This is a genomic window from Pseudoxanthomonas spadix BD-a59, from assembly GCF_000233915.3.
Classification (GTDB): Bacteria; Pseudomonadota; Gammaproteobacteria; order Xanthomonadales; family Xanthomonadaceae; genus Pseudoxanthomonas_A; species Pseudoxanthomonas_A spadix.
The window spans coordinates 185,751-208,703 of sequence record NC_016147.2 but is presented as its reverse complement, the minus strand read 5'-3'; the positions used below and the strand labels follow the sequence as shown (position 1 = coordinate 208,703).

The following is a 22,953-nucleotide window of genomic DNA, read 5'->3' as shown; positions in this document are numbered from 1 at the left end:
CCCATCGCGGCCCTCCCCGATTCAGCGGGAAAGCGAAGGCCCACTCGGTTCCGGCTGCGGCATCTGCTGCGCCTGGACCGCGCTCAAGGCCTGCTGCTCGGCCTGCTGCCGGCTCAGTTGTTCCACCTTCCCGAGCGATTCGGTCACCGGCGATTGCAACGCCGCGGAGAGTTCGACATGAGTCCGCAGGTGGGCCGGATCGCCCAGTGCGCCCTGCACCGCGAACACCCGCGGCTGCTCCCCCGTGCCCATCAGCACGTGGTCGGCACCGGTCAGTCCTGCTTCCCTGGACTGGCGCAGCAGTTCCGCCGCGACGCGACTGCCCGGTCCGTCGGGCGAAGTGTCCTGGGCGCCGGCGAAGCCCAGCTTCGAGACGCCCTCCAGCAACTGTCGGTGCAGCGCTGTATCCGCCGGTCGTGCCGGCACCACCAGCGGCGTGCGCCAGTGATCCGGCCCCAACATTTCACTGCGCCCCATCACCTTGCGGGTCGTGGCCTGCTGCTGACCCCAGCTGTCCGCCTCGCGCCGCACAGGCTCGCCGGGCTCCAGGTCGCCGCGCAGCTCGTTGATGCCGTCTCGCACCTGTCCGAGCGGGGTGGCCGCACGGACGACCCCGGTCATGCCGGCGCGAATGCCCTGCACGTCGTCCCGGTACTTGTCGATCATCGGGGCGTACTGCGCGGCCAGCTCCCGGGTCCTGGGATCCCCCAGCACCGACACGTCCGGGCGCCCCTGGCCATCCACCTTCAGGAAGTGGTGCATGTCATGCGAGCCCAGCGAACCGGCGGCAACCTGGATCGAACGACGGACGTCGAACAGGCGGCTGTCGTTGTTCGCGTATCCGCCCAGGCCCTCCATCCGGGCGACCTCCTGCGGCATGGCGTACACCTGCACCCGTCCGTAGTGCGGGCTGGCCGAGCTGACCATATCGGCGGCCGTCACATGGTTGACGACCCGATCGCCGCCTTCGGGAATACGTCGATCGAGGCTGGCTGCGCCATAGGCGTTGAAGGTTTCGCCGCGCAGATCGAAATAATGCGCGGTGATCTGGGCCAGCGCGCCGCCCAGGGAGTGGCCGGTGACGGTGACTTCGGGGGCGTGCCCTATACGATGCCCAATTCCCCAAGCGATCTCCTTGGCACGCTCAGTCAGCGCGATGGCGTCATCCGCCTGTGCATTGACACGAGCGAACACCATGCCGCCATCGGTCAGTGCACCATCTTGCAACGGCTCGCGCCCGAACTCGGTGCCGCGGTGCGCCACCACAACCTCGCCCGTATCCGTCCGCTGATAGATCGCCCCTTGATAGCCATTGCGCGGGTTGTCGACGTACTCGAGCACCTTGTATGGCACCCCGTCGAGCCTGAAGGCCTCCTGCGATCTGGCCACACGCGTCAGATCACCCTGCCGGTCATAGGTGTATTCCGCCAGATCGGCGTATTGCTGAGACGTCAGGCTCATGGCGTCAACTCCTTCGACGCCAGGGTGATGGTGAACAGGTCATCACGCAGCTCCAGTTTGAATTTATCCTGATCGGTCTCGCCGGAGTCGGGAAAGTCTCTTACGCTGGAATGCGGGTAACCACCTTTCCAGAAATAAAGCGTTTTTGTCTTACCGGCCAATAGTTCTTCGCCGAAAATGTCAGCCATGAACAAGGTCTCGCCCTCGGTACCGGTAGCTTTCAGCTGTACTTGCACATTCATGAGTTTCCATCGACAGACGCCGCGCCCGTGGTAATCCTCATCGATCATGCCGTCGGTATAGACGATCCCGCTGTATTCGCCCGGCGACTCCTGCGTCAGATCGAACTCGACCGATCGGGTCGGAATCGGCGAGAGGTGTCCGTGGTTCTCGTCCGGCGGCGGCAGGCACTCCCGGTTGGTCACGTCGTATTGCATGAATCCATGCATCCAGCCGAACTCGCCCGGCGCATTGTCGATGCGCATTATCAGCTGATGCGCCTTCGTGGGATTGGGGTTCTGTCTGTATTCCATCTTGGACTTCTCCTTTTGAGCGGGTGTGCTCACTGGGCCCTGCGAGGCAGGCGCGCAGCCCGCTGCGGCCGCGATCAGCACCCACACCGCAAATGCGGCGATGACCGCGCACCCCGTGAACTTCTTTATCAACATGCCGCGTTAGCCGCTCTGATTCGATCGTCCGCCACGGACCGCCGCCATGCGATGGCGTCATCGGCCTGCGGATTGAGGCGACCCAACACCATGCTGCCATCGGTATGCACCAGATCCTGCAGCTTCTGGCGATCGAACTCGGTACCGCGGTGGGCCGCGACGACCTCACCGGTATCGGCACGCCGGTAGATCGTGCCCTGGTCGCCACTAACCAGGTCCACGTGCCCCAACACTTTGTAAGTCACGCCATGGCGGACAATATCTTCGTAGCGGCCATCGGCGATGGCCAGCGTCACCCGGTAGCCCTGCTGCGGGTGCGGGTTCTTGTAGCGCTTGATGAGGTCGGCCGGGTCAGGTGCGGTGTTCATCGAACACCCCCCCACAGCAGCGGGAACAGGCTCAGGCTGAAGAACGAACGCTTCCACATTGCATCGCTACCTCCATGGCATCAGGACCGCGAGCAATCTAGGCTGCGGTTTCCAAGCCTGTCAATCCGCCATCAGGTGGCAATTGGTGCCCGCGGTGGAACCGCTCACGTCGCGCAATCAGAGCGTGCCGGTGGCCAGTGCTTCGGCCACCGCCTCGAACACCTGGTCCATCGCCAGGGGCTTGTCGAGCAGGTACACCGGCAGGCCTGGCGGCAGCTCGGTCTGGTCGAACGGCTTGGCCGGGTCCTGCAGCAGGATCACCGGGCCACGATAGCCACGCTGGGCCAGCGCCCGCACCAGCGCCACCGCTGGCAGCAGGACCAGCTCGCTGTCGATGATGAACAGCTCCGGCATGCCGTCCACCGCCGCCGCGTGCAGCGCGTAGGCACCGTCCGGGGCGCGGCCGGGGGCGTAGCCCTGGCTTTCCAGGGCCGTGCTCAGCAGCGACTGGCGGGTGGCATCGCCATCGACCAGCAGGATGCGCTGGCCCTGGCCCGGCGCCGGCGCCGGCGAAGCCCGGGCGGCGTTGGGGTCCAGCAGCGGCAGGGTGATGGCAAAGGTGGTGCCCACCCCCGGCGTGCTGTCCACCTCGATCCGGCCCTGGTACTGCTCGACGATGCGCAGGCACGACATCAGTCCCAGGCCGGTGCCGTCGGGCTTGGTGGTGAAGAACGGGGTGAACAGCTGCCCGCGGGTCTTCTCGTCCATGCCGACGCCCTCGTCGGACACCGACAGGGACACCGCGCCACCGCCGTCGGCCGGTTGCGCGGCCAGGGTCAGCGTGCCACCGCGGGGCATGGCCTGAATGCCGTTGAGGCACAGGTTGATCAGCACCTGCTGGAGCTCGACGTAGTTGGCGTCGATCTCCATCGGCGTGGCCGGCGGCTGCAGGCGCAGCTTGACCCCGTCCGGCAGGCTGCCCTGCAGCAGCACCTGGACGGCCTGGAACAGCTCGGCCACCGGCACCGCCTCGCGCGCCTTGCGCGCGCCGCGCACGAAGGACAGCATCGATTCGGCCATCTCGTGACCGCGCCGACCGGACTCGGCGATCACCTCGCCGAGCTTGTGGATCTTCGGATTGTCACTGTGGAGGGCCAGCAGCTCCGGCACGATCAGCAGCGGCTGCAGGATGTTGCGCAGGTCGTGGCTCAGGCCGGCGGCCAGCATCGCGATCGAATCCAGGCGCTGCGAGCGCAGCAGCTCCTTCTCCACCCGTTCGCGCTCGCGCTGGCTGCGTGATTCGCGGATCGCGCGCGCCGCCGCCGAAGGCAGGCGCGCGGTCTTGTCCTTGAGGATGTAGTCGGCTGCGCCATCGCGCAGCGCCTGGACCGCGGTCTCCTCACCCATGGTCCCAGAGACGAAGATGAACGGCACCGGCGGGTCCAGCGCCAGCACCGCCTTGAGCGCATCGTGCCCGGAAAAGCCCGGCATCGACAGGTCCGACAGCACCAGGTCCGGCTTGAACCGCTCCAGCGCCAGGCGCAGCCCGGGCTCCGAATCCACCCGTTGAAACTCGGCCTCCAGCCCGGCCTCGAGCAGCTGTTCGCAGGTCAGCTCGGCATCCTCCGGCGAATCCTCCACCAGCAGGATGCGGACCGGTCCGATCGGGGCGGCAGTCAGTGGCATCGGATCAATCCAGCCCCGGTGCTTCGTTCAACAGTGCCCAGAAGGTGCCCAGGGTCTTGACCGCGGTGAAGAACTGGTCGATGTCCACCGGCTTGACCACATAGGCATTGGCGCCCAGGTCCCAGCTGCGCACCATGTCGCTTTCCTCGCGCGAGGAGGACAGGATCACCACCGGCATGGTCTTGAGCGCGTCGTCGGCGCGGATGCTGCGCAGCACTTCCATGCCATCCATGCGCGGCATCTTGATGTCCAGCAGCAGCACCGCCGGCAGGCCTTCGGCGCGGTCGGCATGGGCGCCGCGGCGCAGCAGGTAATCCATCACTTCCACCCCGTCCTCGACATGCACGATGGGATTGGCCAGGTTGGCCTCGCGCAGGGCGTCGATCGCCATTTCGGCGTCGGCGGCGCTGTCTTCGGCCAGCAGGATGATGCGGATGGCGCTCATGCGTTGAACTCTGAAGGTGAAAGGTAGCCGGTGACCAGGCCGGTGTCGTGGGCACTGGGAATGACGAAATGGAAGGTGGCGCCCCGCTCCGGCTCGGCCTCGGCCCAGACCCGGCCGCCGTGGCGCGACACCACCCGGCGCACGCTGGCCAGGCCAATGCCGGTACCGGGGTAGTCGCTGGCCTTGTGCAGCCGCTGGAACACGCCGAACAGCTTGCCGGCGTAGGTCATGTCGAAGCCGGCGCCGTTGTCCCTGACCCAGAAATGGTGCCCCTCGCCTTCCAGCGCGTAGCCCACCTCGATCCGCGCGACCTCGCGCTTGCCGCTGTACTTGACCGCGTTGCCCAGCAGGTTCTGCCAGACCTGGCGCAGCATGTTCTCATCGCCCACCAGGATCGGCATGGGCTGGATGGTCCAGTCCACGCGCAGCGGCAGGGTGTGCTTTTCGGCGCTGACGTTGGCATCGAGCATGGCCCGGGTCTCGGCCACCAGCGACTGCATGTCCACCGCCTGCAGGCGCAGCGCGCTGCGGCCCAGGCGCGAGTACACCAGCAGGTCGTCGATCAGCGAGGACATGCGCCGGGCCGAGTCGCCGATCACCTGCAGGTAGTGGCGGCTGCGCTCGTCGGCGCTCTCGCCCAGGTGGCGGGCGAGCTTGTCGGAGAAGCCGGAGATGTGCCGCAGCGGCGCGCGCAGGTCGTGGGAGACCGAATAGCTGAAGGCCTCCAGTTCGCGGTTGACGTCCGAGACCTGCTCCACCTTGCCTTCCAGCTGGCGGTTGAGCTCGATGATGCGCTGCTGGCTGACCCTCTGGGTGGTCACATCGCTGATGGTCATCAGCACCGCATCGTCGCTGCGATCGGGCAGCGACATGCGCCGGGCATTGAGCAGCAACACCCGCGGCACGCCACCGGCGGTTTCCTGGTGCACCTCGTAGTCCCACAGCTCGCGGCCGCGGGTGAGCACATCGGTCAGGCGCTGGCGCACCACTTCGTCGCGCCAGCTCGGGCTGATCTGGTGCAGCGGCGGATGATCCTGCAGCTCGCCCTGCAGCTGATAAAGCTCGGCGAAGGCGGGGTTGTGCATCAGCACGCGCTGCTGGCCATCGAGCAGGACGATGGGCTCGCGCACGGTCTGCAGCACCGCGTCCGAGCGCGCCAGGGCGCGGCTGGCGTCGGCCTCGGCGCGCAGGCGGCTGGCGATCTGCCGGCCCAGCACCGCGGTGACCGCGGTCAGCAGCGCCAGCTGGACCAGCATCGCCCCCCAGCCGACCCAGTCGGCCAGTTTGCGCGCCTGCAGCGCACGCTCGACCCGGCGCGCCGAGAGCGCCTGCTCGGCGCGCTGGATCTCCAGCATCAATGGCCGCACCGGATACCTGGCCGCCAGGTCGGCCGCCAGCGCCTGGCGCTGCCCGGGCCCGGCCACCAGCAATTGCTCAGCGATGCCCACGCGCCGTTCCAGCAGTTCCTTCAGCTGGCCCAGCCTGACCTGCTGTTCGGGCGAATCGCGGGTCAGTTCCATCACCCGCGCCAACAGCACGGGCAAGTGCTGGCGTGCATCCTGGACCCGGGCGCGCAGGCGCGGCAGGTCCGCGCCCAGGCTGACCAGCAGCGCGGACTGCTCGACCTCGCGCACTTCCACGTTCAGGGCGTTCACCTCGGCCTGGATCAGGCGGGTATGGGCCACCCGATCGGCCGCGGCCAGGCTTTCATCCTGCAACCGCTGGCGCAGCAGCGCCGGGGCAACCACGATCAGCAGCACGGCCACCCCGATGAAGGGCAGTCGCCACCGATCCCACTCGACGCGGGCCAACCGTTGCCGCATTCAAACCCCGTGATGACAGGACACACACAAAACCAAACGCTATCGCATCCGACCGAGCGTGAAAACATCGTTAAAATTGCCGCCTTCCGCCAGTGCCTGTTCATTTTCGCGAGGCCGCCGTGCGTGGGTCAGGTGCCCGCACCCGGCGCCGCGCAGGCAGTGCCATGTAACCGGTTTCATTATCGCAGATCGCACCGCCCCGATGGGCCAATATCGTCGGGGTCACCCTGCCAGGCATCGGCCTTGGCTACGATGCGTGGCTTGATGCCTTGACCGAACCGAACCGCCGCCCATGATCCGACGCCAGTTCCTGACCCGTGCCGCCGGCACGCTTGCCGCCCTGGGCCTGCCACCGGGCCTGCTGCTGTCCGGGTCGGCCTTTGCCGCAGCCCGGGCCGGCGCCTCCAACCTGGTGTTCGGACCCGCCCAGCCGTTCGACTACGCCAGCCTCAAGGGCCAGGCGCGCGCGCTGGCCGGCAAGCCCTACAAGGTGCACGGCGGCCCGCTGCCGGCGGCGCTGGAAGGCCTGACCTGGGACCAGTACCAGGCCATCGGCTATCGCCGCGACCATGCGCTGTGGAGCGGGCAGGACAACCCATTCCTGGCCCAGTTCTTCCACATGGGCCTGTATTTCAAGAAACCGGTGACCATGCACGAGGTCGCCGACGGCCAGGCGCGCGAGATCAAGTACAACGCCGACATGTTCGATTACGGCAGCAGCGGCCTGGGCAAGGCCAGGTTGGCTGACAACCTGGGCTTTGCCGGTTTCCGCCTCAACACCAAGGCCGACCCCAATCGCGATTTCGCCGCGTTCCTGGGCGCCAGCTATTTCCGCGCGGTCGGCAGGGAAGGCCAGTACGGCCTGTCCGCGCGCGGTCTGGCGATCGATACCGGCACCGGCGGGCCCGAGGAATTCCCGGACTTCGTCGCCTACTACCTGGAGAGGCCGGCCGAGGGTTCGGACACGCTGCTGGTCTACGGGCTGCTGGATTCGCCCAGCGTGGCCGGCGCCTACCGCTTCGCCCTGACCCCGGGCGAGCCGCTGACCATGGACATCGACTGCGCACTGTACCCGCGCACCACCATCGAGCGGATGGGCATCGGCCCGTGCACCAGCATGTACCAGACCGGCGAAAACGACCGCCGCATGGCCTGGGACTGGCGCCCGGAAATTCATGACAGCGACGGCCTGGCCCTGCACACCGGCAGCGGCGAGTGGATCTGGCGGCCGCTGACCAACCCGGCGCAGTTGCGCTTCAATGCCTTCGGCGACACCGATCCCAAGGGCTTCGGCCTGCTCCAGCGCGACCGCAACTTCGACCATTACCAGGACGACGGGGTGTTCTACGACAAGCGCCCCTGCCTGTGGGTGGAACCCAAGTCCGGCTGGGGCCAAGGGGCGGTGCAGTTGATCGAGATTCCCACCGTCGATGAAACCTTTGACAACATCGTCGCGTTCTGGAACCCGAAGGACAAACCGCAAGCCGGCCAGGAGCTGCTGTTCGGCTACAGGCTGTCCTGGGGCTCGGCCGCGCCGGCCGGACCCAGCCAGGCGATCTGCGTGGCCACCCGCACCGGCTTGGGTGGCGTGGTCGGCCACAAGCGCAGGTATTGGTCGCAGCGCTTTGCGGTGGATTTCGCCGGCGGCTCGCTGGCCGCGCTGGAAGCGGCCGATGCCGTGCTCGAACCGGTCCTACAGATCACCGGCGGCACGCTGGAAACGGTGTCCTGCCGCCCGCTGCGCGAGATCAAGGGCTACCGGGTGATGTTCGACGTGGTCCCGGCCAAGGACGACAGCAGCCAGATCGACCTGCGCCTGTACCTCAGGCACGCCGACGCGACCCTGAGCGAAACCTGGCTCTACCAGTTCAGCCCGCCGCCGCTGGCCGAACGCAGGCTCTACTGACCCGGCCGGCGCGGCGCATTCGGAAAAACCTTTCCCGCCCCACGACCGGCGCGGCCGATTTCACCGCGTTCCTGCGTTGGACCTTTCATGTGGCCGCCCGGGGACGGCGCCTGCGACCTCCTGTGCACACGACGCGGTGCTGCCAGGGGTGTGCAAGGCGGGGTTCCCCAGGCGCTGAGGTCGGTGGCATGGGTGCATGTTCGGCACAGCGTGATGTCGGCGGTTTTCAGATCAACGGGATCCTAAGGCTGCCCCGCACGCACCCGTGCAGCAGCCATGCCCGGTCACGGCAACCGCGAGGTGCGTCAGGAAATCCCCCAGCTTGGCGAGGAAATGGATATGGCCGACCGGTCTGTCTTGCTGTCATCCAACTACAACGCGTGGCCGGAGCCTTTCAACGGCCAGGCATATGCCTTCCTCAACGTGATCGCCCAGGTCGAGGACGCGGACTTCCTCATGCCCGGCCCCGCCCCGCACAGCGCCGGCCGCGGCGTGAATCCCAGCCTGGGCTACCTGTGGCATGAGCTCAGCCATCGGGTGATGTCCCAGGCCTGGCGCCGGCTTGGCCGGCCAGGCCTGTCCAATGCCACGCCGGTCACGGTGACGCGCGATTACGACGTGTTCCTGTTCGTGTGCCAGTTCCCGCTAGAGCTGACCGCGCTGCGGCGCATGAAGAACTGGCGCAAGCGCTGCGGCAAGGCCTACGCCTACCTGCTGGAAGGCTGGCCCGAGCGCTTCCCGCACCAGGCACAGGAGCTGCGCATGCTGGACGCATTCGACCACGTCTTCGTGCTCAATGCCGAGAGCATCCCGGCGCTGCGCCAGTACACCTCCACCCCGATCTCGTTCCTGCCCAGCGCCTGCGACACGCTGTTGGCCTGCCCGTATCCGGACACGCCGGCGCGCAGCATCGATGTGCTCAGCCTGGGCCGGCGCATCCCCGAGCTGCACACCAAGCTGGCTGCCCTGGCCGCGCGCGACGGCAACTTCTTCTACGTGCACGACGTGCTCAAGGCCGGCGCGGTGGTGGACTGGGCCGAACACCGCAGCCAGTCGGCGGCCATGATCAAGCGTGCCAAGTACTTCATCGCCTACGACTTCACCGTGGACACGGTCGGGGTGTTCAAGGGCGTGCGCAAGAACGCGTTGGCCACGCGCTATTTCGAAGGCACCGCCGGCGGCGCCATCGTGCTGGGCTCGCGCCAGCAATGCCCGGAGTTTGCCGATCATTTCGACTGGCCCGATGCGGTGATCGAACTACCGCCGGGCACACCGGACCTGGGCGCATTCTTCCGCGACCTGGGCAGCCAGACCGAACGTCTTGAACGCGCACGCGCCACCAATGTCAGCCAGGCGCTGCTGCGCCACGACTGGGCGCATCGCTGGGATCAGCTGCTGGATACGGTTGGCCTGCCACGCAGTGCGCGGCTGCAGCAACGCATCGAGCAGCTTGCCAGCATGGCCGGCATGGTGGAAGTCGCCCATGGCGCACCGCGGGTGCGACGGCACGACGTGACCGCATGACGTTTCTAGGGATTGGGACACATCCGGCGGCGCCACCGCCACTCACACCTGCGCACACGGCCACCGTACCGCGCGCCAGCAACCATCCAGCCGATTGATCGGCCAAGGACCCAGCAATGAATCGAAAGGAGCATCAATGAAGGCTGTCATCCTGGCCGGCGGCCTGGGCACCCGCATTTCCGAGGAAACCGCGATCCGCCCCAAGCCCATGGTGGAAATCGGCGGCAAGCCGGTGCTGTGGCACATCATGAAGATCTACAGCCATTACGGCATCAACGACTTCGTGGTGTGCCTGGGCTACCGGGGCGAGGTCATCAAGGATTTCTTCATCAACTACCACCTGATGGAATCGGACGTGACCTGCGACCTGTCCACCAACACCACCACCCTGCACAACACCCGCGCCGAGCCGTGGCGGGTGACCCTGGTGGACACGGGCGCGGCGACCATGACCGGGGGCCGCCTCAAGCGGGTCATGCCCTACCTGCAGGATGAGGAAGCCTTCTGCCTGACCTATGGCGACGGCGTGTCCGACGTGGACATCGCCGCCGGCATCGAACTGCACCGGCGCGAGGGCCGCCTGGCCACGGTCACCGCGGTGCAGCCGCCGGGCCGCTTCGGCGCGCTGCACGTGCAGGCCGACCAGGTCACCGGCTTCCGCGAGAAGCCCGCCGATGGCGATGGCCTGATCAACGGCGGTTTCTTCGTGTTGTCTCCCAAGGTGGCCGACTTCATCGAAGGCGACAGCAGCGTGTGGGAGAACGCGCCGCTGGAAACCCTGGTCGCCCAGGGCCAGCTGAGCGTCTACCGGCACGCCGGCTTCTGGCAGCCGATGGACACCTTGCGCGACAAGAACTACCTCAACGACCTGTGGACCAACAACAAGGCGCCGTGGCGCGTGTGGGAGTGAAGACGATGCGTATCCTGATCACCGGCAACATGGGCTACATCGGCCCGGTCCTGGCCCGCCACCTGCGCCAGCGCTTCCCGCAGGCCTGGCTGGTCGGCGTGGATCGCGGCTGGTTCGCCCATTGCCTGTCCGACAAGCGCGGCCTGCCCGAAGTGGTGCTGGACGAGCAATGGTTTCGCGACGTGCGCGACCTGACCGCGCAGGACCTGACCGGCTTCGACGCGGTGGTCCACCTGGCCGCGGTGTCCAACGATGCGATGGGCAAGCGCTTCGAGACCGTCACCGACCAGATCAACTGCCAGGCCAGCCTGTCGGTGGCCCGGGCTGCGGCCGAGGCGGGCGTGAAGCACTTCGTGTTCGCCTCCAGCTGCAGCGTGTATGGCGCGGCGGCTGACGGCACGCCGCGTTCGGAAACCAGCGCCATCGCCCCGCTCACCGCCTACGCTCGCTCCAAGATCGACACCGAAACCGGCCTGGCGGCGATGGACACCGACATGGTCATCACCGCGCTGCGCTTTGCCACCGCCTGCGGCGCCTCGCCGCGGCTGCGCCTGGACCTGGTGCTCAACGACTTCGTTGCCGGCGCAGTGGCCAGCGGCAAGGTCGAGGTGCTGTCCGACGGCACGCCGTGGCGCCCGCTGATCCATGTGCGCGACATGTCGCGCGCCATCGAATGGGCGATCCAGCGCCCGGCCGACACCGGCGGCCGCTATCTGTTCGTCAATGCCGGATCGGAGCGCTGGAACGTGCAGGTCCGCGATCTGGCCCATGCCGTGGGCGCGGCCATTCCCACCGCGGAAGTGACCATTTCCACCAACGCCCCGGCCGACAGTCGCTCGTACCGGGTGGACTTTTCGCTGTTCGAAAAACTCGCGCCCGACCACCAGCCGATCGAGACGCTGGAGGGCACCATCGCCGAACTGCGCGACGAACTGCAGCGCACCGCGTTCTCCGACCGCAATTTCCGCCAGTCCGGCTTCATCCGCCTGCGCATCCTGGAAGGCCTGGTCGACAGCGGCCAGCTGCTGCCGGACTTGCGCGCGCCCGAGCTGCGGGCGGCCGCATGAAGTTCCACCAGACCCCGCTCAAGGGCGCCTATGTGATCGAGCCGGAAAAACGCGGCGACGAGCGGGGCTGGTTCGCGCGCATATTCTGCGAGAAGGAGATGGCTGCCGCCGGCCTGGTCGAGCGCTTCGTCCAGGTCAACAACTCCTACAACGCGCAGGCCGGCACGCTGCGTGGCATGCACTACCAGCTGCCGCCGGCGCCGGAGGTCAAGATCGTGCGCTGCGTGCGCGGCGCGCTGTGGGATGCCATCGTCGACCTGCGCCCGGATTCGCCCACCTACCTGAAATGGCACGGTGTGGAACTGACCGCGGAGAACCGCCTGGCCTATTACGTGCCGCGCGGTTTTGCCCATGGCTTTGTGACCCTGGAGCCGGATACCGAGGCGTTGTACCTGGCCAGTGCCTTCTACGAACCCAGCGCCGAACGTGGCCTGCGCTGGAACGACCCTGCGATCGGCGTGCAATGGCCGGCCGTGGGCACGATCATTTCCGACAAGGACGCCGCGTGGCCGGATTTCGATCCGGGCTACCACGGCGTCGAACACCTGCGCGGCCTGTAGGCGGCGCAACGAGGAGCAAGACATGGTGATCGATCGACTGCTGCGTGAACGCCAGGCCGCTGGCATGCCCATCCGCGTCGGACTCTACGGCGCCGGCTTCATGGCCAAGGGCATCGTCAACCAGATCGTGCATTCGGTCCCGGGCATGGTGTTGTCGGTGATCTGCAACCGCAACCTGGACAAGGCGCTGGCGGCGTTCGCCCAGGCGGGCGTGGAGGCGCGGATCGTCGACACCGGCCGTGCGCTGTCCGCAGCGATCGCCAGCGGCGCCGCCGCGATCACCGACGACCCGGCGCTGCTGTACGAATGCAACGAGCTGGACTGCCTGGTCGATGCCACCGGCGCGGTGGAGTACGGCGCCCACATCAGCCTGGCGGCCATCTCCTACGGCCGCGACATGGTGACGATGAATGCCGAGCTGGATGGCACCGTCGGCCCGCTGCTCAAGAAGAAGGCCGACGCCGCCGGGGTGATCTTCACTGCATGCGATGGCGACCAGCCAGGGGTGCAGATGAACCTGTTCCGCTTCGTCAGGTCGATCGGCCTGACCCCACTGATGTGCGGCAACATCAAGGGCCTGCAGGACCCGTATCGCACGCCGACCACGCAGGCCGGCTTTGCCGCCAAGTGGGGCCAGGACCCGTACATGGTCACCAGCTTCGCCGACGGCACCAAGATCAGCTTCGAGCAGGCGATCGTGGCCAACGGCACCGGCATGTCCATCCTCAAGCGCGGCATGACCGGCCTCGACCATCGCGGCCATGTCGACGAGCTGACCCGCAGCTACGACATCGATGCGCTCAAGGCCGTCGGCGGCGCGGTGGATTACGTGGTCGGCGCGCAGCCGGGCCCGGGCGTGTACGTGCTGGCCACCCACGACGACCCCAAACAGCGGCATTACCTCAACCTCTACAAGCTCGGCGAGGGCCCGCTGTACAGCTTCTACACGCCCTACCACCTGTGCCACTTCGAAGTGCCGCTGTCGGTGGCGCGCGTGGTGCTGCTGCGCGATGCGGTGCTGCAGCCGCTGGACGGGCCGCTGGTGGAGGTGGTGGCCACGGCCAAGCGCGACCTGGAGGCGGGCGAAACCCTCGACGCGCTCGGCGGCTACCTCACCTACGGCCAGTGCGAACGCGCCGATGTCACCGCGCGCGAGGCGTTGCTGCCCATGGGCGTGGCCGAAGGCTGCGTGCTCAAGCGCGCGATCGCCAGGGACGCGGTGCTGACCTACGACGACGTCACGCTGCCGCACGGTCGCCTGATCGACCGCCTGCGCGCCGAACAGGCCGCGCTGTTCGCGACCACGGCCGACGCGGTCGCCGCCTAGGAGCCTGTCGGACTTTGGCCGGCCGGGCTGGCCCTGGCGGAACGACACGGCGCGGGCCCTGCCCATCGGCGCGGCAGGCCGGTCAAGCTGTCATCCTGGCCGCGCGACAATGGCCGTCTCCATGCAGGGACATGCGGCGTTTGCTTCGCATGTCCTGCTGGCGTGGGCAGGCCGGACCGTAGCGCCGCGCTGCGGCCCAGCGCGCGCCAGGCATCCCCCGGGTCCTTGCAATCGCGGCAGGAGAACGACATGCCGCAAGCCGCGCCGGCCAACCCTTCGTCGCCGGCCGCAGGTGCCACCCCCGCGGCCGGCTACTGGTCCCGACCCGCTGCCGAACTGATCGGCCAATTGCAGACCACGGCCACCGGCCTTTCCAGCGACCAGGCCCGGGAGCGTCTGGCGCGCGATGGTGGCAACAGTCTGGGCCGCAGCGCCGCAGCGTCGCCGTGGCGTCTGTTCGCCAGGCAGTTCTACAGCCCGCTGGTGCTGATCCTGATCTTCGCCGCGGTGGTGTCCGCCTTCGTCGGCGAAGGCCAGGAAGCCGCGATCATCGGCGCGATCGTGCTCGCCAGCTGCATCCTGAGCTTCACCCAGGAGTACAGCGCCTCCAGGGCCATGGAAGCGCTGAAGGAGCGCATCTCCACCAGGGCGAGCGTGTTGCGTGATGGCCGGCCGGTCAGCATCCCCACCGAGGAGATCGTGGCCGGCGATGTCCTGACCTTGTCGGCCGGCAGCCTGATCCCGGCCGACGGCATCATCCTGGAAGCCCGCGACTTCAATGTCAGCGAAGCTGCGCTGACCGGCGAGACCTTCCCGGTGGTGAAATCGCCTGGCCAGGTCGCACCGGAGGCGGGACTGGCGCTGCGCAGCAACGTGGTGTTCGCCGGCACCTCGGTGCGCAGCGGCACGGCCACGGTACTGGTGGTCCAGACCGGCAACCACACGGTCTTCGCCGGGATCGCCGCCGCCATCCAGCGCAAGCCGCCGCAGACCGAGTTCGGCACGGGCATCCGGCGGTTCGGCTCCCTGATGACCCAGATCATGCTGGTCATCGTGGTCCTGGTGTTCGTGGCCAACCTGCTGCTGGAGCGGCCGCTGATCGACTCGCTGCTGTTTTCGCTGGCCCTGGCGGTGGGGCTGACGCCCGAACTGCTGCCGGCGATCATCAGCGTGACCCTCGCGCGCGGGGCCAGGACCCTTGCCGGCAACGGGGTCATCGTCAGGCGCCTGGAGGCGATCGAGAACCTCGGCAGCATGGACATCCTGTGCACCGACAAGACCGGCACGCTGACCGAGGGCGTCATCCACCTGGACGGCTGCCTGGATGCCGACGGCGCCAGCTCGGCCCAGGTCATGCGCTGGGCGCGGCTGAACGCCATGCTCCAGACCGGGCTGAAGAACCCGCTGGATGAGGCCATCGCCGCCGCTTCCCCGGGCAACGCCGACCTTGGCCGATGCACCAAGGTCGACGAGATCCCGTACGACTTCGTGCGCAAGTCGCTTTCGGTGGTGGTGCGCGAGGCGCACAGCCAGGACGATCTGATGATCTGCAAGGGCGCGGTGCTGAACGTCGCCGCCGCCTGCACCTGGGTCCTGACCGCGACCGGGCCGGTGCCGCTGGACCCGCAAAGACGGGCCGCGCTGGAGGAAAGGTTCAAGGCCTGGAGCGCCGAAGGCTACCGGGTGCTGGCACTGGCGATCCGGCATCTGCCCCGGCAGCGGTCCTATGGCCGCGCCGACGAGGTCGGGCTGGCCTTCGCCGGTTTCCTGTTGTTCCTTGATCCGCCAAAGCCCGGAGTGGCGCAGGCGCTGGCGGCGATGGCCGCGCGCGGGATCGGGGTCAAGGTCATCACCGGCGACAACCGTTATGTCGCCCAGCACCTGGCCGCCGCCGTGGGCCTGAAGGCCCACGCGATGATCACCGGCGAACAGCTTTCGCACATGACCAAGGAGGCGCTGTTCGGGCTTGCCCCGCGCACCGACCTGTTTGTCGAAATCGACCCCAACCAGAAGGAACGGATCATTGCGGCGCTGCGCCAGCACGGCCATGCGGTGGGTTACCTGGGCGACGGCATCAACGATGCGCCGGCCCTGCACACCGCCGATATCGGCATTTCCGTGGAGGGCGCGGTGGAAGTGGCGCGCGAGGCGGCCGACATGATCCTGCTGCAACGCGACCTGGGCGTGCTGCTGGCCGGCATCGACGACAGCCGCAAGACCTTCGCCAACACCATGAAATATATTTCGATCACCACCAGCGCCAGCTTCGGCAACATGATCAGCATGGCCTTCGCCTCGCTGTTCCTGCCGTTTTTGCCGTTGCTGGCCAAGCAGATCCTGCTCAACAACTTCCTGTCCGACCTGCCCGCGCTGGCCATTGCCTCGGACAATGTCGACCTGGACCAGACCCGCTCGCCCAGGCATTGGGACATCGGCTACATCCGCCGCTTCATGCTGTGCTTCGGCCTGGTCAGCACGCTGTTCGACTTCATCACCTTCGGCTTCCTGCTCGGCATCGCGCGGGCCAGTGCCGAAACGTTCCAGACCGCATGGTTCGTCGAATCGCTGATCACCGAACTGACCATCGTCCTGGTCATCCGCACCCGCAGGGCGTTCTGGCGCAGCCGGCCGAGCGCGCTGCTGGCCCGGCTCAGCGTGGCGGTGCTGGCGCTGGCGGTGGCCATCCCCTACCTGCCTGCTGCAGGCCGGCTCGGCTTCGTGCCCCTGCCGCCCATGGTGATGGCGGGCATCGTGACGATCACGGCGCTGTACCTGCTTGCATCGGAGGCGACCAAGCACTGGTTCTTCAGGCACGAGCAGCGCCGCGCCCCCGGGCACAGCGCCACGCACGCGCCGTGAGTGCCATGACGCGATGACCGCCGCGGGCGCGCATCACCGCCGCACCGTCGGCGGCAGCCCCTGGACCCTCAGCGCACCACCAGCACCGGCACGGTGCTGCGGGTCAGCACTTCCACGGTCTGGCTGCCCAGCAGCACCCGGGTCAGGCCGCGGCGCCCGTGCGAGGTCATCACCACCAGCTCGCTGCCGCGTTCGGCGATGGTCTCCAGGATGCCTTCGGCGGCATAACGGTCCAGCACGTGTGCCGGCGTGGCATCAACCCCCATCTGCGCCGCCCGGTCCAGCGCCGGCTGCAGGATGAGGTTGGCCGAGGCCTCGCGTTCGGCACGATATTCCGGGCCGGACTCGTAGCCCACCGTCCAGCCCTGGACATCGGTCATGCCGCCGGCCCAAGGTTCGGACACGGTGAGGATGTCGACCTTGGATCCCAGCTTGGCCGCCAGCTCAAGTCCATGCTCCAGGCCGCGCAGGGACAGGTCCGAGCCATCGATGGCGATCAGGATGCGTGCGTACATGGGGCGCTCCAGCGTGTGTGGTGCCGTCCATTGGACGCCTGCCGGCGCGAGCGCGCCTTGATCGTGATCAAGGCCGGATCCATCGCTCGCCGTGTGGCGGGCAACACCCGTTTCCGTAGGGCGGGTCTCGACCCGCCGTTACCGGTTCGTCGGGCATGGCAATGGCGGGTCAAGACCCGCCCTACGCCGGGGACAGGTTGGCGTAGGCCAGCACCAGCCACTTGGCGCCTTCGTCGAACTGCACCTGCACCCGTGCATGCGCGCCGGCGCCTTCATAATCGACGACCACCCCGACGCCGAACTTGGGGTGGGACACGTTGGACCCGAGCTTGAGCGCCGGTGTTTCCAGCGGCGCATGGCCGAAGCCGCCGCGCGAAGCACCCAGCGAGGCCGGCCGCGAGACCTGCACCTTGGGCCGCACCTCGTGGAGCAGTTCGCGCGGGATCTCGCGCAGGAAGCGCGAGGGCACGTTGTAGTTGTCCATGCCGTGGATCCGGCGCGACTCGGCATAGGTCAGGACCAGCTTCTGGCGGGCGCGGGTAATGCCCACGTAGGCCAGGCGGCGCTCCTCTTCCAGCTTGCCGGCTTCCTCGACCGAGCGCGCGCTGGGGAACAGGCCTTCTTCCAGTCCGACCAGGAACACCAGCGCAAACTCCAGCCCCTTGGCCGAATGCAGGGTCATCAGCTGCACCCCATCCTCGCCGGCCTGGGCCTGGCCTTCGCCGGCCTCCAGCGCCGCGTAGGACAAAAAGGCGACCAGCTCGCTCATGCGCTCGGCCTCGGGCGCATCGTCCAGCGCCAGCGGATCGTGGTCGGCGCGGGCAAAGCGCGAGGCCACCGAGACCAGTTCGTCCAGGTTCTCGGTGCGCGAATCGGCATCCAGCCCGCCCTTGCTCTCCCTGGCCCAGTGCTCGCGCAGCGCCGAGCGCAGCAGCACGTGGTCGATCTTCTCTTTCAGGTCCAGCGCGGCAGTTTGCGCATCCAGCAGGTCGATCAGCTGCACGAACGCGGCCAGTGCATTGCGCGCGCGCCCGGCCATCTGGCCGCCCTGCGCGCACTGGCGCGCGGCCTCCCACAACGACACCGAGCCGGCGCGCGCCTGGCGCCGCATTTCGTCAAGAGTGCGCTCGCCAATGCCGCGCGGCGGGGTGTTGACCGCACGCTCGAAGGCCGCATCGTCGGCGCGGTTGGCGATCAGGCGCAGGTAGGCCAGCGCGTCCTTGATTTCGGCACGTTCGAAGAAGCGCACCCCGCCATAGACCCGGTACGGCACCTGCTGGGCGAGCAGCGCCTCTTCCAGCGCCCGCGACTGCGCGTTGCTGCGGTAGAGCACGGCCACATCGCCATAGCTGCCGCCGTCGCGCACCCACTGATAGGCGCGCTCGACCACGTAGCGTGCCTCGTCCATCTCGTTGTAGGCGGCATACAGGTCGATCGGGTCGCCCTGGCCGGCATCGGTCCACAGCTGCTTGCCGATCCGGTCCGGATTGTGGGCGATGACCGCATTGGCCGCGCCCAGGATGTTGGCGGTGGAACGGTAGTTCTGCTCCAGGCGGATGGTCTGGGCGCCGGGGAAATCCTTCAGGAAGCGCTGCACGTTCTCGACCTTGGCCCCGCGCCAGCCGTAGATGGCCTGGTCGTCATCGCCGACCACGAACACGTGCCCGGTGTCGCCGGCCAGCAGCCGGATGAAGCCGTACTGGATCGCGTTGGTGTCCTGGAATTCGTCCACCAGCAGCTCGCCGAAGCGGTGCCGGTAATGGGCCAGCAGCGCCGGGGTGTCGCGCAGCAGCTCATGGGCGCGCAGCAGCAGTTCGGCGAAATCCACCAGCCCGGCGCGGTCGCAGCGGGCCTGGTATTCGGTGTAGGCGGCCACCATCGCGCTGAGCCACGCATCGCGGCCTTCGGGCTGGATGTGCTGCGGGCGCCTGCCTTCGTCCTTTTGCTGGTTGATCCACCAGGCGATCTGGCGCGGCGGGACCTTGGCCTCGTCCAGTTCCAGGGTCTGGGCCACGCGCTTGACCAGGCGCTGCTGGTCGTCGGCATCCAGCACCTGGAAGCCTTCGGGCAGCTTCGCGTCCTGCCAGTGCAGGCGCAGCAGGCGGTGGGCCAGGCCGTGGAAGGTGCCGATCCACATGCCGCGGCCGCCGTTGCGCAGCTGCGCATCGGTGCGCTGGCGCATTTCGGCGGCGGCCTTGTTGGTGAAGGTCACCGCCAGGATGCCGTGGGTGGGCACCACATGGACCTCGTTCAGCCAGGCGATGCGGTGGGTGAGCACCCGGGTCTTGCCCGAGCCGGCGCCGGCCAGGACCAGGTAATGCCCGGCAGGGGCGGACACGGCCTGACGCTGGGCCGGGTTCAGATCATCGAGCAGGTGGGAGACATCCATCGCCCGGCCATTCTACCGGGCCGGCTCACAATGAGCCGCTCAGCCCGGCCGCGCAGCGCCGTCGCCACCACACCGGCAGGCGGCAAAGGACGATGGCCGCCGCGATGGGCGCCACGGTCCTGGCGAGGCGGCTTCATCGCCAGTTCGCAAAGGTGCCGCTAGGTTCAAGGATTGGTCCATGCGCCCACGCGCCGGTGATCCCATGCCACCTTCGGTACGCTCCATTTGCCAGACGCGCGCCGGCGCGCCGACCGCGTCGGCGCAGGTACCGCCGCAACTGCGGCACCGGCCCCTGGCCACGCCTTGGCGCGGCAGGCCCTGATGCCGATGGACGCGACTTCCCTGCCGGTCACGCCGGTCGCAGTGCCGCGCACGCCGTCACTGCCGGCGTTCCGGGTGCTGACCGCGAACATCCACATGGGCTTTGACATGCTGAACCGCCGCTTCGTGCTGCCGCAGCTGCGCGAGGCCATCCGCACGGTCGGGGCCGACATCGTGTTCCTCCAGGAAGTGCTCGGCAGCCACAGCCGCCATGCGCGACGCTGGCGCGCCTGGCCGGATGCACCGCACTACGAGTTCCTCGCCGACAGCCTGTGGCCGCAGTTCGCCTACGGACGCAATGCGGTCTATCCGGACGGCCACCACGGCAACGCATTGCTGTCCAAGCTGCCGATCGTGCGCCACCAGAACCACGACGTCTCGGTGGCCGGGCATGAGAGCCGCGGCCTGCTGCATTGCGAGCTGGAGCTGCCCGGTCATCCCCAGACCCTGCATGCGATCTGCGTGCACCTGGGACTGCGCGAGGCCCATCGCCGCCGCCAGCTGGACCTGCTGTGCGAGGAACTGGCGGAGCGGGTGCCGTCCGCGGCACCGGTGGTGGTGGCCGGCGATTTCAATGATTGGCGCGCCACCGGCCATCGGCGCCTGCGCGGCTGCGGCCTGGTGGAAGCCTTCGAGCTCAAGCGCGGGCGGCTGGCGCGCAGCTTTCCGGCGCGCTGGCCGCTGCTGCCGCTGGACCGGCTCTACGTGCGCGGCCTGGCGGTCCACGAGGTGGCCGTGCATGGCGCAGCGCCGTGGTCGCGCCTGTCCGACCACCTGCCGCTGTCGGCGCACCTGTCCTGGCCGGGGGCGGCCGCGTGAGCGCCGCCGATCGGCGCTTGCGCTGGCGCCCGGGCAACCGGCTGCGCCTGCTCGAGAATGGCGAGGCCTTCTACGCGCGTGCGTTTGCGGCCATCGACGCGGCCCAGCGCGAGATCCAGCTGGAGACCTTCATCCTGTTCGAGGACCAAGTCGGCATGGAGCTGCATGCGCGGCTGGTGGCGGCCGGCCGGCGTGGGGTGCGGGTCCAGGTCCTGGTCGATGGCTACGGCTCGCCGGCATTCTCCGCCGGTTTCCTCCAGGCGCTGGCCGAGGCCGGGGTGGTGCTGCGCACCTTCGACCCCCACCCGACCCTGCTCGGCGTGCGTCTGCACATCTTCCGGCGCATGCACCGCAAGCTGCTGGTGGTGGACGGGCAGGTGGCCTTTGTCGGCGGCATCAACTATTCGGCCGATCATCTGTCCGGCTTCGGCCCCAAGGCCAAGCAGGACTATGCGGTGGAGGTGGAGGGGCCGGTGGTCGCGGACATCCACCGCTTCGTGCTCGGTCAGGACGGGGCATCGCCGGCGCCAGCCGTCGCCCAGGCCGGCGATGCCGATGCCGCCTTCGTGCTGCGTGACAACACGCGCCACACCAACGACATCGAACGGATCTACCGCATCGCGATCCGTTCGGCGCGCTCGGAGATCGTGATCGCCAATGCGTATTTCTTTCCCAGCTACGGCTTCCTGCGCGAGCTGCGCCGGGCCGCGCGACGCGGGGTCGTGGTGCGACTGATCCTGCAGGGCGAACCGGACATGCCGGCGGCGACGCTGGCGGCGCGTTCGCTGTACCGGCATCTGCTGCAGGACGGCGTGTTGATCCACGAATACAACGTGCGGCCGTTCCACGGCAAGGTCGCCCTGGTCGACCAGGACTGGGCCACGGTGGGCTCGAGCAACCTGGACCCGTTGAGCCTGTCGCTGAACCTGGAAGCCAATCTGGTCGTGCGTGATCGCGCCTTCAACCGTCAGCTGAGCGCGTGCCTGGAACGGTTGTGGCGCGATCACTGCCGGCAGGTGGACATCGGCATGCTGGCACGGAACCCGGACTGGCGGCTGGCGGCCAGGCTACCGGCGCCGCTGCTGTACCACGTGCTGCGGCGTTTCCCCTACTGGGCCGGGCTGCTGCCGGCGCATACCCAGCGCGTGGTCACCCTGACGCCGCCCGAGACGGTGGTGGCGCCGGAGCCGGTGACGCCGCCAGAGCCGGGCGCCACCGAGGCCGGCGACCGCCAGCTGACGGCGGGCACGGAAGGATGAAGCGGACGCCGCCGAAGTGGCGCGCGCGCCTGGCCAGGGGGCTGATGCTGGCGGTGCTGGCGGTGGTTGTGGTGCTGCTGGTGCGCTACGCACGCTCCACCGACTGGGCCGAAGTGGGCCAGGCCCTGCGCGGCTACGGCCCGGCCCGCATCGCCGCCTGCCTGGGCCTGGTGGCGCTGAGCTACCTGCTGTACTGCGGTTACGAACTGCTCTCGCGCTGGCAGGTCGGGCTTGCGCTGCCGCCGCTGCGCACCGCGGCCATCGGCCTGGTCAGCTACGCGGTCAGCCTCAACCTCGGCGCGCTGGTCGGCGGCGGCGGCCTGCGCCTGCGGCTGTACGGGCGCGAGGGCGTGGCCGCCGGCCAGGTGGTGCGGCTGGCGCTGTTCGCGGTGGCGACCAACTGGCTGGGCTATTGCGTGCTGGCCGGCGCCGCCCTGGCGGCCGGCGTGGTGCCACTGCCCGCCCGCGCCGGCAGCCCGGTGCTGTGGCGTGTGCTGGGGGCGGTCATGGTCGCGCTGGCGCTGGCCTACCTGTTGGTGTGCGCACGGTGGAGTGGAGTCCGGCTGCAGGTGCGAGGGCGCACGTTCGAGGTGCCGCGCCTGCGCATGGCGGCCCTGCAGCTGCTGCTGTCGTCGCTGAACTGGGCCATCCTGGGGGCCCTGATGTTCCTGCTGCTGCCGGACGGGGTGGGCTACCCGCGGGTACTGGCCGTGGTCCTGGTGGCGGCGCTGATCGGGATCATCCTGCACACCCCGGCCGGTCTGGGCGCCTGGGAATCGGCCTTCATGTTCACGCTGGGCAGGGAACTGGGCCAGTCTGCGGTGGTGGCCGCGCTGCTGGCCTACCGCGGCCTGTACTACCTGGTGCCGCTGGGCGTGGCGCTGCTGGTTCATGCGCTGCTCGAGGCTGCGCGCCCGCGCTCGCAAGCCCCACGCAAGGCACCGCCGCGGGCCAGCGCGGAACACTCCGTCGCGCGGCGGACCGGCGCACCCGGCGGAGAGACGCGAACCGACCCCGATGCCCGCAGGTAACATCGCGCTCTTCAA

Annotated in this window: 18 protein-coding genes; 10 read left to right on the top strand and 8 right to left on the bottom strand. The window is 68.4% G+C overall.

Annotated elements, in window-relative coordinates:
* Positions 1-21: 21 nt before the first annotated feature.
* From DSC_RS00880 to DSC_RS00855, 6 genes are all read right to left on the bottom strand, one after another.
* Positions 22-1,461, bottom strand: a complete 1,440-nt coding sequence (locus DSC_RS00880) for an XVIPCD domain-containing protein (RefSeq protein ID WP_014159216.1) — start codon at positions 1,459-1,461, stop codon at positions 22-24.
* Positions 1,458-2,129 carry a hypothetical protein gene (locus DSC_RS00875; protein WP_014159215.1) on the bottom strand — a complete coding sequence of 224 codons (672 nt, stop codon included), beginning with the start codon at positions 2,127-2,129 and terminating at the stop codon, positions 1,458-1,460. Before DSC_RS00875 ends, DSC_RS00880 begins: the two co-directional genes overlap by 4 nt.
* On the bottom strand, positions 2,123-2,497 hold the full coding sequence (locus DSC_RS00870) for a hypothetical protein (protein WP_014159214.1): 375 nt from the start codon (positions 2,495-2,497) through the stop codon (positions 2,123-2,125). The genes DSC_RS00875 and DSC_RS00870 overlap by 7 nt, the downstream gene beginning before the upstream one ends.
* A gap of 177 nt (positions 2,498-2,674) precedes the next feature.
* Entirely contained in the window at positions 2,675-4,183 is a 1,509-nt protein-coding gene (locus DSC_RS00865) for an ATP-binding response regulator (protein WP_014159213.1), read from the bottom strand.
* 4 nt (positions 4,184-4,187) lie between these two features.
* Positions 4,188-4,628, bottom strand: a complete 441-nt coding sequence (locus DSC_RS00860) for a response regulator (RefSeq protein WP_014159212.1) — start codon at positions 4,626-4,628, stop codon at positions 4,188-4,190.
* Positions 4,625-6,451, bottom strand: coding sequence for a sensor histidine kinase (locus DSC_RS00855; protein ID WP_043290273.1), 1,827 nt, complete (start codon positions 6,449-6,451; stop codon positions 4,625-4,627). The genes DSC_RS00860 and DSC_RS00855 overlap by 4 nt, the downstream gene beginning before the upstream one ends.
* 292 nt (positions 6,452-6,743) lie before the next feature.
* Here DSC_RS00855 and DSC_RS00850 point away from each other — a divergent pair, with 292 nt between their 5' ends.
* The 7 genes from DSC_RS00850 (at position 6,744) to mgtA (ending at position 16,604) form a co-directional block, all read left to right on the top strand.
* Positions 6,744-8,357: an OpgD/OpgG family glucan biosynthesis protein gene (locus tag DSC_RS00850; protein WP_014159210.1), complete on the top strand. Its 1,614-nt coding sequence runs from the start codon at positions 6,744-6,746 to the stop codon at positions 8,355-8,357.
* A gap of 276 nt (positions 8,358-8,633) precedes the next feature.
* On the top strand, positions 8,634-9,881 hold the full coding sequence (locus DSC_RS00845; protein WP_014159209.1) for a glycosyltransferase family protein: 1,248 nt from the start codon (positions 8,634-8,636) through the stop codon (positions 9,879-9,881).
* 136 nt (positions 9,882-10,017) lie between these two features.
* Positions 10,018-10,791, top strand: coding sequence for a glucose-1-phosphate cytidylyltransferase (gene rfbF, locus DSC_RS00840; RefSeq protein ID WP_014159208.1), 774 nt, complete (start codon positions 10,018-10,020; stop codon positions 10,789-10,791).
* 5 nt (positions 10,792-10,796) lie between these two features.
* Positions 10,797-11,858, top strand: coding sequence for an NAD-dependent epimerase/dehydratase family protein (locus DSC_RS00835; protein WP_043290818.1), 1,062 nt, complete (start codon positions 10,797-10,799; stop codon positions 11,856-11,858).
* On the top strand, positions 11,855-12,418 hold the full coding sequence (gene rfbC / locus DSC_RS00830; RefSeq protein ID WP_014159206.1) for a dTDP-4-dehydrorhamnose 3,5-epimerase: 564 nt from the start codon (positions 11,855-11,857) through the stop codon (positions 12,416-12,418). The genes DSC_RS00835 and rfbC overlap by 4 nt, the downstream gene beginning before the upstream one ends.
* A 22-nt stretch (positions 12,419-12,440) precedes the next feature.
* Entirely contained in the window at positions 12,441-13,745 is a 1,305-nt protein-coding gene (locus tag DSC_RS00825) for an NAD(P)H-dependent oxidoreductase (RefSeq protein ID WP_014159205.1), read from the top strand.
* A 249-nt stretch (positions 13,746-13,994) separates the two neighbouring features.
* The gene (gene mgtA / locus DSC_RS00820) at positions 13,995-16,604 is read left to right on the top strand and encodes a magnesium-translocating P-type ATPase (RefSeq protein ID WP_014159204.1); all 2,610 of its coding nucleotides are present in this window, start codon (positions 13,995-13,997) and stop codon (positions 16,602-16,604) included.
* A gap of 68 nt (positions 16,605-16,672) precedes the next feature.
* Here the strand turns inward: mgtA and DSC_RS00815 are convergent, their stop codons facing one another.
* Together DSC_RS00815 and uvrD are read right to left on the bottom strand one after the other, a co-directional pair.
* On the bottom strand, positions 16,673-17,119 hold the full coding sequence (locus DSC_RS00815) for a universal stress protein (RefSeq protein ID WP_014159203.1): 447 nt from the start codon (positions 17,117-17,119) through the stop codon (positions 16,673-16,675).
* Between the two features lie 181 nt (positions 17,120-17,300).
* Complete coding sequence (gene uvrD / locus DSC_RS00810) at positions 17,301-19,508, bottom strand: DNA helicase II (protein ID WP_014159202.1); 2,208 nt, start codon at positions 19,506-19,508, stop codon at positions 17,301-17,303.
* A 327-nt stretch (positions 19,509-19,835) separates the two neighbouring features.
* Between uvrD and DSC_RS00805 the strand changes: the two genes are divergently transcribed.
* From DSC_RS00805 to DSC_RS00795, 3 genes are read left to right on the top strand one after another with little or no spacing between them, the layout of a single operon-like run.
* Positions 19,836-20,648, top strand: a complete 813-nt coding sequence (locus DSC_RS00805; protein ID WP_052299832.1) for an endonuclease/exonuclease/phosphatase family protein — start codon at positions 19,836-19,838, stop codon at positions 20,646-20,648.
* The gene (gene clsB / locus DSC_RS00800) at positions 20,645-21,907 is read left to right on the top strand and encodes a cardiolipin synthase ClsB (protein WP_014159200.1); all 1,263 of its coding nucleotides are present in this window, start codon (positions 20,645-20,647) and stop codon (positions 21,905-21,907) included. Before DSC_RS00805 ends, clsB begins: the two co-directional genes overlap by 4 nt.
* Complete coding sequence (locus DSC_RS00795) at positions 21,904-22,938, top strand: putative bifunctional lysylphosphatidylglycerol flippase/synthetase (RefSeq protein WP_014159199.1); 1,035 nt, start codon at positions 21,904-21,906, stop codon at positions 22,936-22,938. The genes clsB and DSC_RS00795 overlap by 4 nt, the downstream gene beginning before the upstream one ends.
* Positions 22,939-22,953 lie beyond the last annotated feature (15 nt).

What these genes read in the sequence shown, in the direction of transcription:
- DSC_RS00880 (WP_014159216.1), bottom strand. Translation starts at nt 1,461, where the DNA reads ATGAGCCTGACGTCTCAGCAATACGCCGATCTGGCGGAATACACCTAT.
- DSC_RS00875 (WP_014159215.1), bottom strand. Translation starts at nt 2,129, where the DNA reads ATGTTGATAAAGAAGTTCACGGGGTGCGCGGTCATCGCCGCATTTGCG.
- DSC_RS00870 (WP_014159214.1), bottom strand. Translation starts at nt 2,497, where the DNA reads ATGAACACCGCACCTGACCCGGCCGACCTCATCAAGCGCTACAAGAAC.
- DSC_RS00865 (WP_014159213.1), bottom strand. Translation starts at nt 4,183, where the DNA reads ATGCCACTGACTGCCGCCCCGATCGGACCGGTCCGCATCCTGCTGGTG.
- DSC_RS00860 (WP_014159212.1), bottom strand. Translation starts at nt 4,628, where the DNA reads ATGAGCGCCATCCGCATCATCCTGCTGGCCGAAGACAGCGCCGCCGAC.
- DSC_RS00855 (WP_043290273.1), bottom strand. Translation starts at nt 6,451, where the DNA reads ATGCGGCAACGGTTGGCCCGCGTCGAGTGGGATCGGTGGCGACTGCCC.
- DSC_RS00850 (WP_014159210.1), top strand. Translation starts at nt 6,744, where the DNA reads ATGATCCGACGCCAGTTCCTGACCCGTGCCGCCGGCACGCTTGCCGCC.
- DSC_RS00845 (WP_014159209.1), top strand. Translation starts at nt 8,634, where the DNA reads ATGCCCGGTCACGGCAACCGCGAGGTGCGTCAGGAAATCCCCCAGCTT.
- rfbF (WP_014159208.1), top strand. Translation starts at nt 10,018, where the DNA reads ATGAAGGCTGTCATCCTGGCCGGCGGCCTGGGCACCCGCATTTCCGAG.
- DSC_RS00835 (WP_043290818.1), top strand. Translation starts at nt 10,797, where the DNA reads ATGCGTATCCTGATCACCGGCAACATGGGCTACATCGGCCCGGTCCTG.
- rfbC (WP_014159206.1), top strand. Translation starts at nt 11,855, where the DNA reads ATGAAGTTCCACCAGACCCCGCTCAAGGGCGCCTATGTGATCGAGCCG.
- DSC_RS00825 (WP_014159205.1), top strand. Translation starts at nt 12,441, where the DNA reads ATGGTGATCGATCGACTGCTGCGTGAACGCCAGGCCGCTGGCATGCCC.
- mgtA (WP_014159204.1), top strand. Translation starts at nt 13,995, where the DNA reads ATGCCGCAAGCCGCGCCGGCCAACCCTTCGTCGCCGGCCGCAGGTGCC.
- DSC_RS00815 (WP_014159203.1), bottom strand. Translation starts at nt 17,119, where the DNA reads ATGTACGCACGCATCCTGATCGCCATCGATGGCTCGGACCTGTCCCTG.
- uvrD (WP_014159202.1), bottom strand. Translation starts at nt 19,508, where the DNA reads ATGGATGTCTCCCACCTGCTCGATGATCTGAACCCGGCCCAGCGTCAG.
- DSC_RS00805 (WP_052299832.1), top strand. Translation starts at nt 19,836, where the DNA reads ATGGACGCGACTTCCCTGCCGGTCACGCCGGTCGCAGTGCCGCGCACG.
- DSC_RS00795 (WP_014159199.1), top strand. Translation starts at nt 21,904, where the DNA reads ATGAAGCGGACGCCGCCGAAGTGGCGCGCGCGCCTGGCCAGGGGGCTG.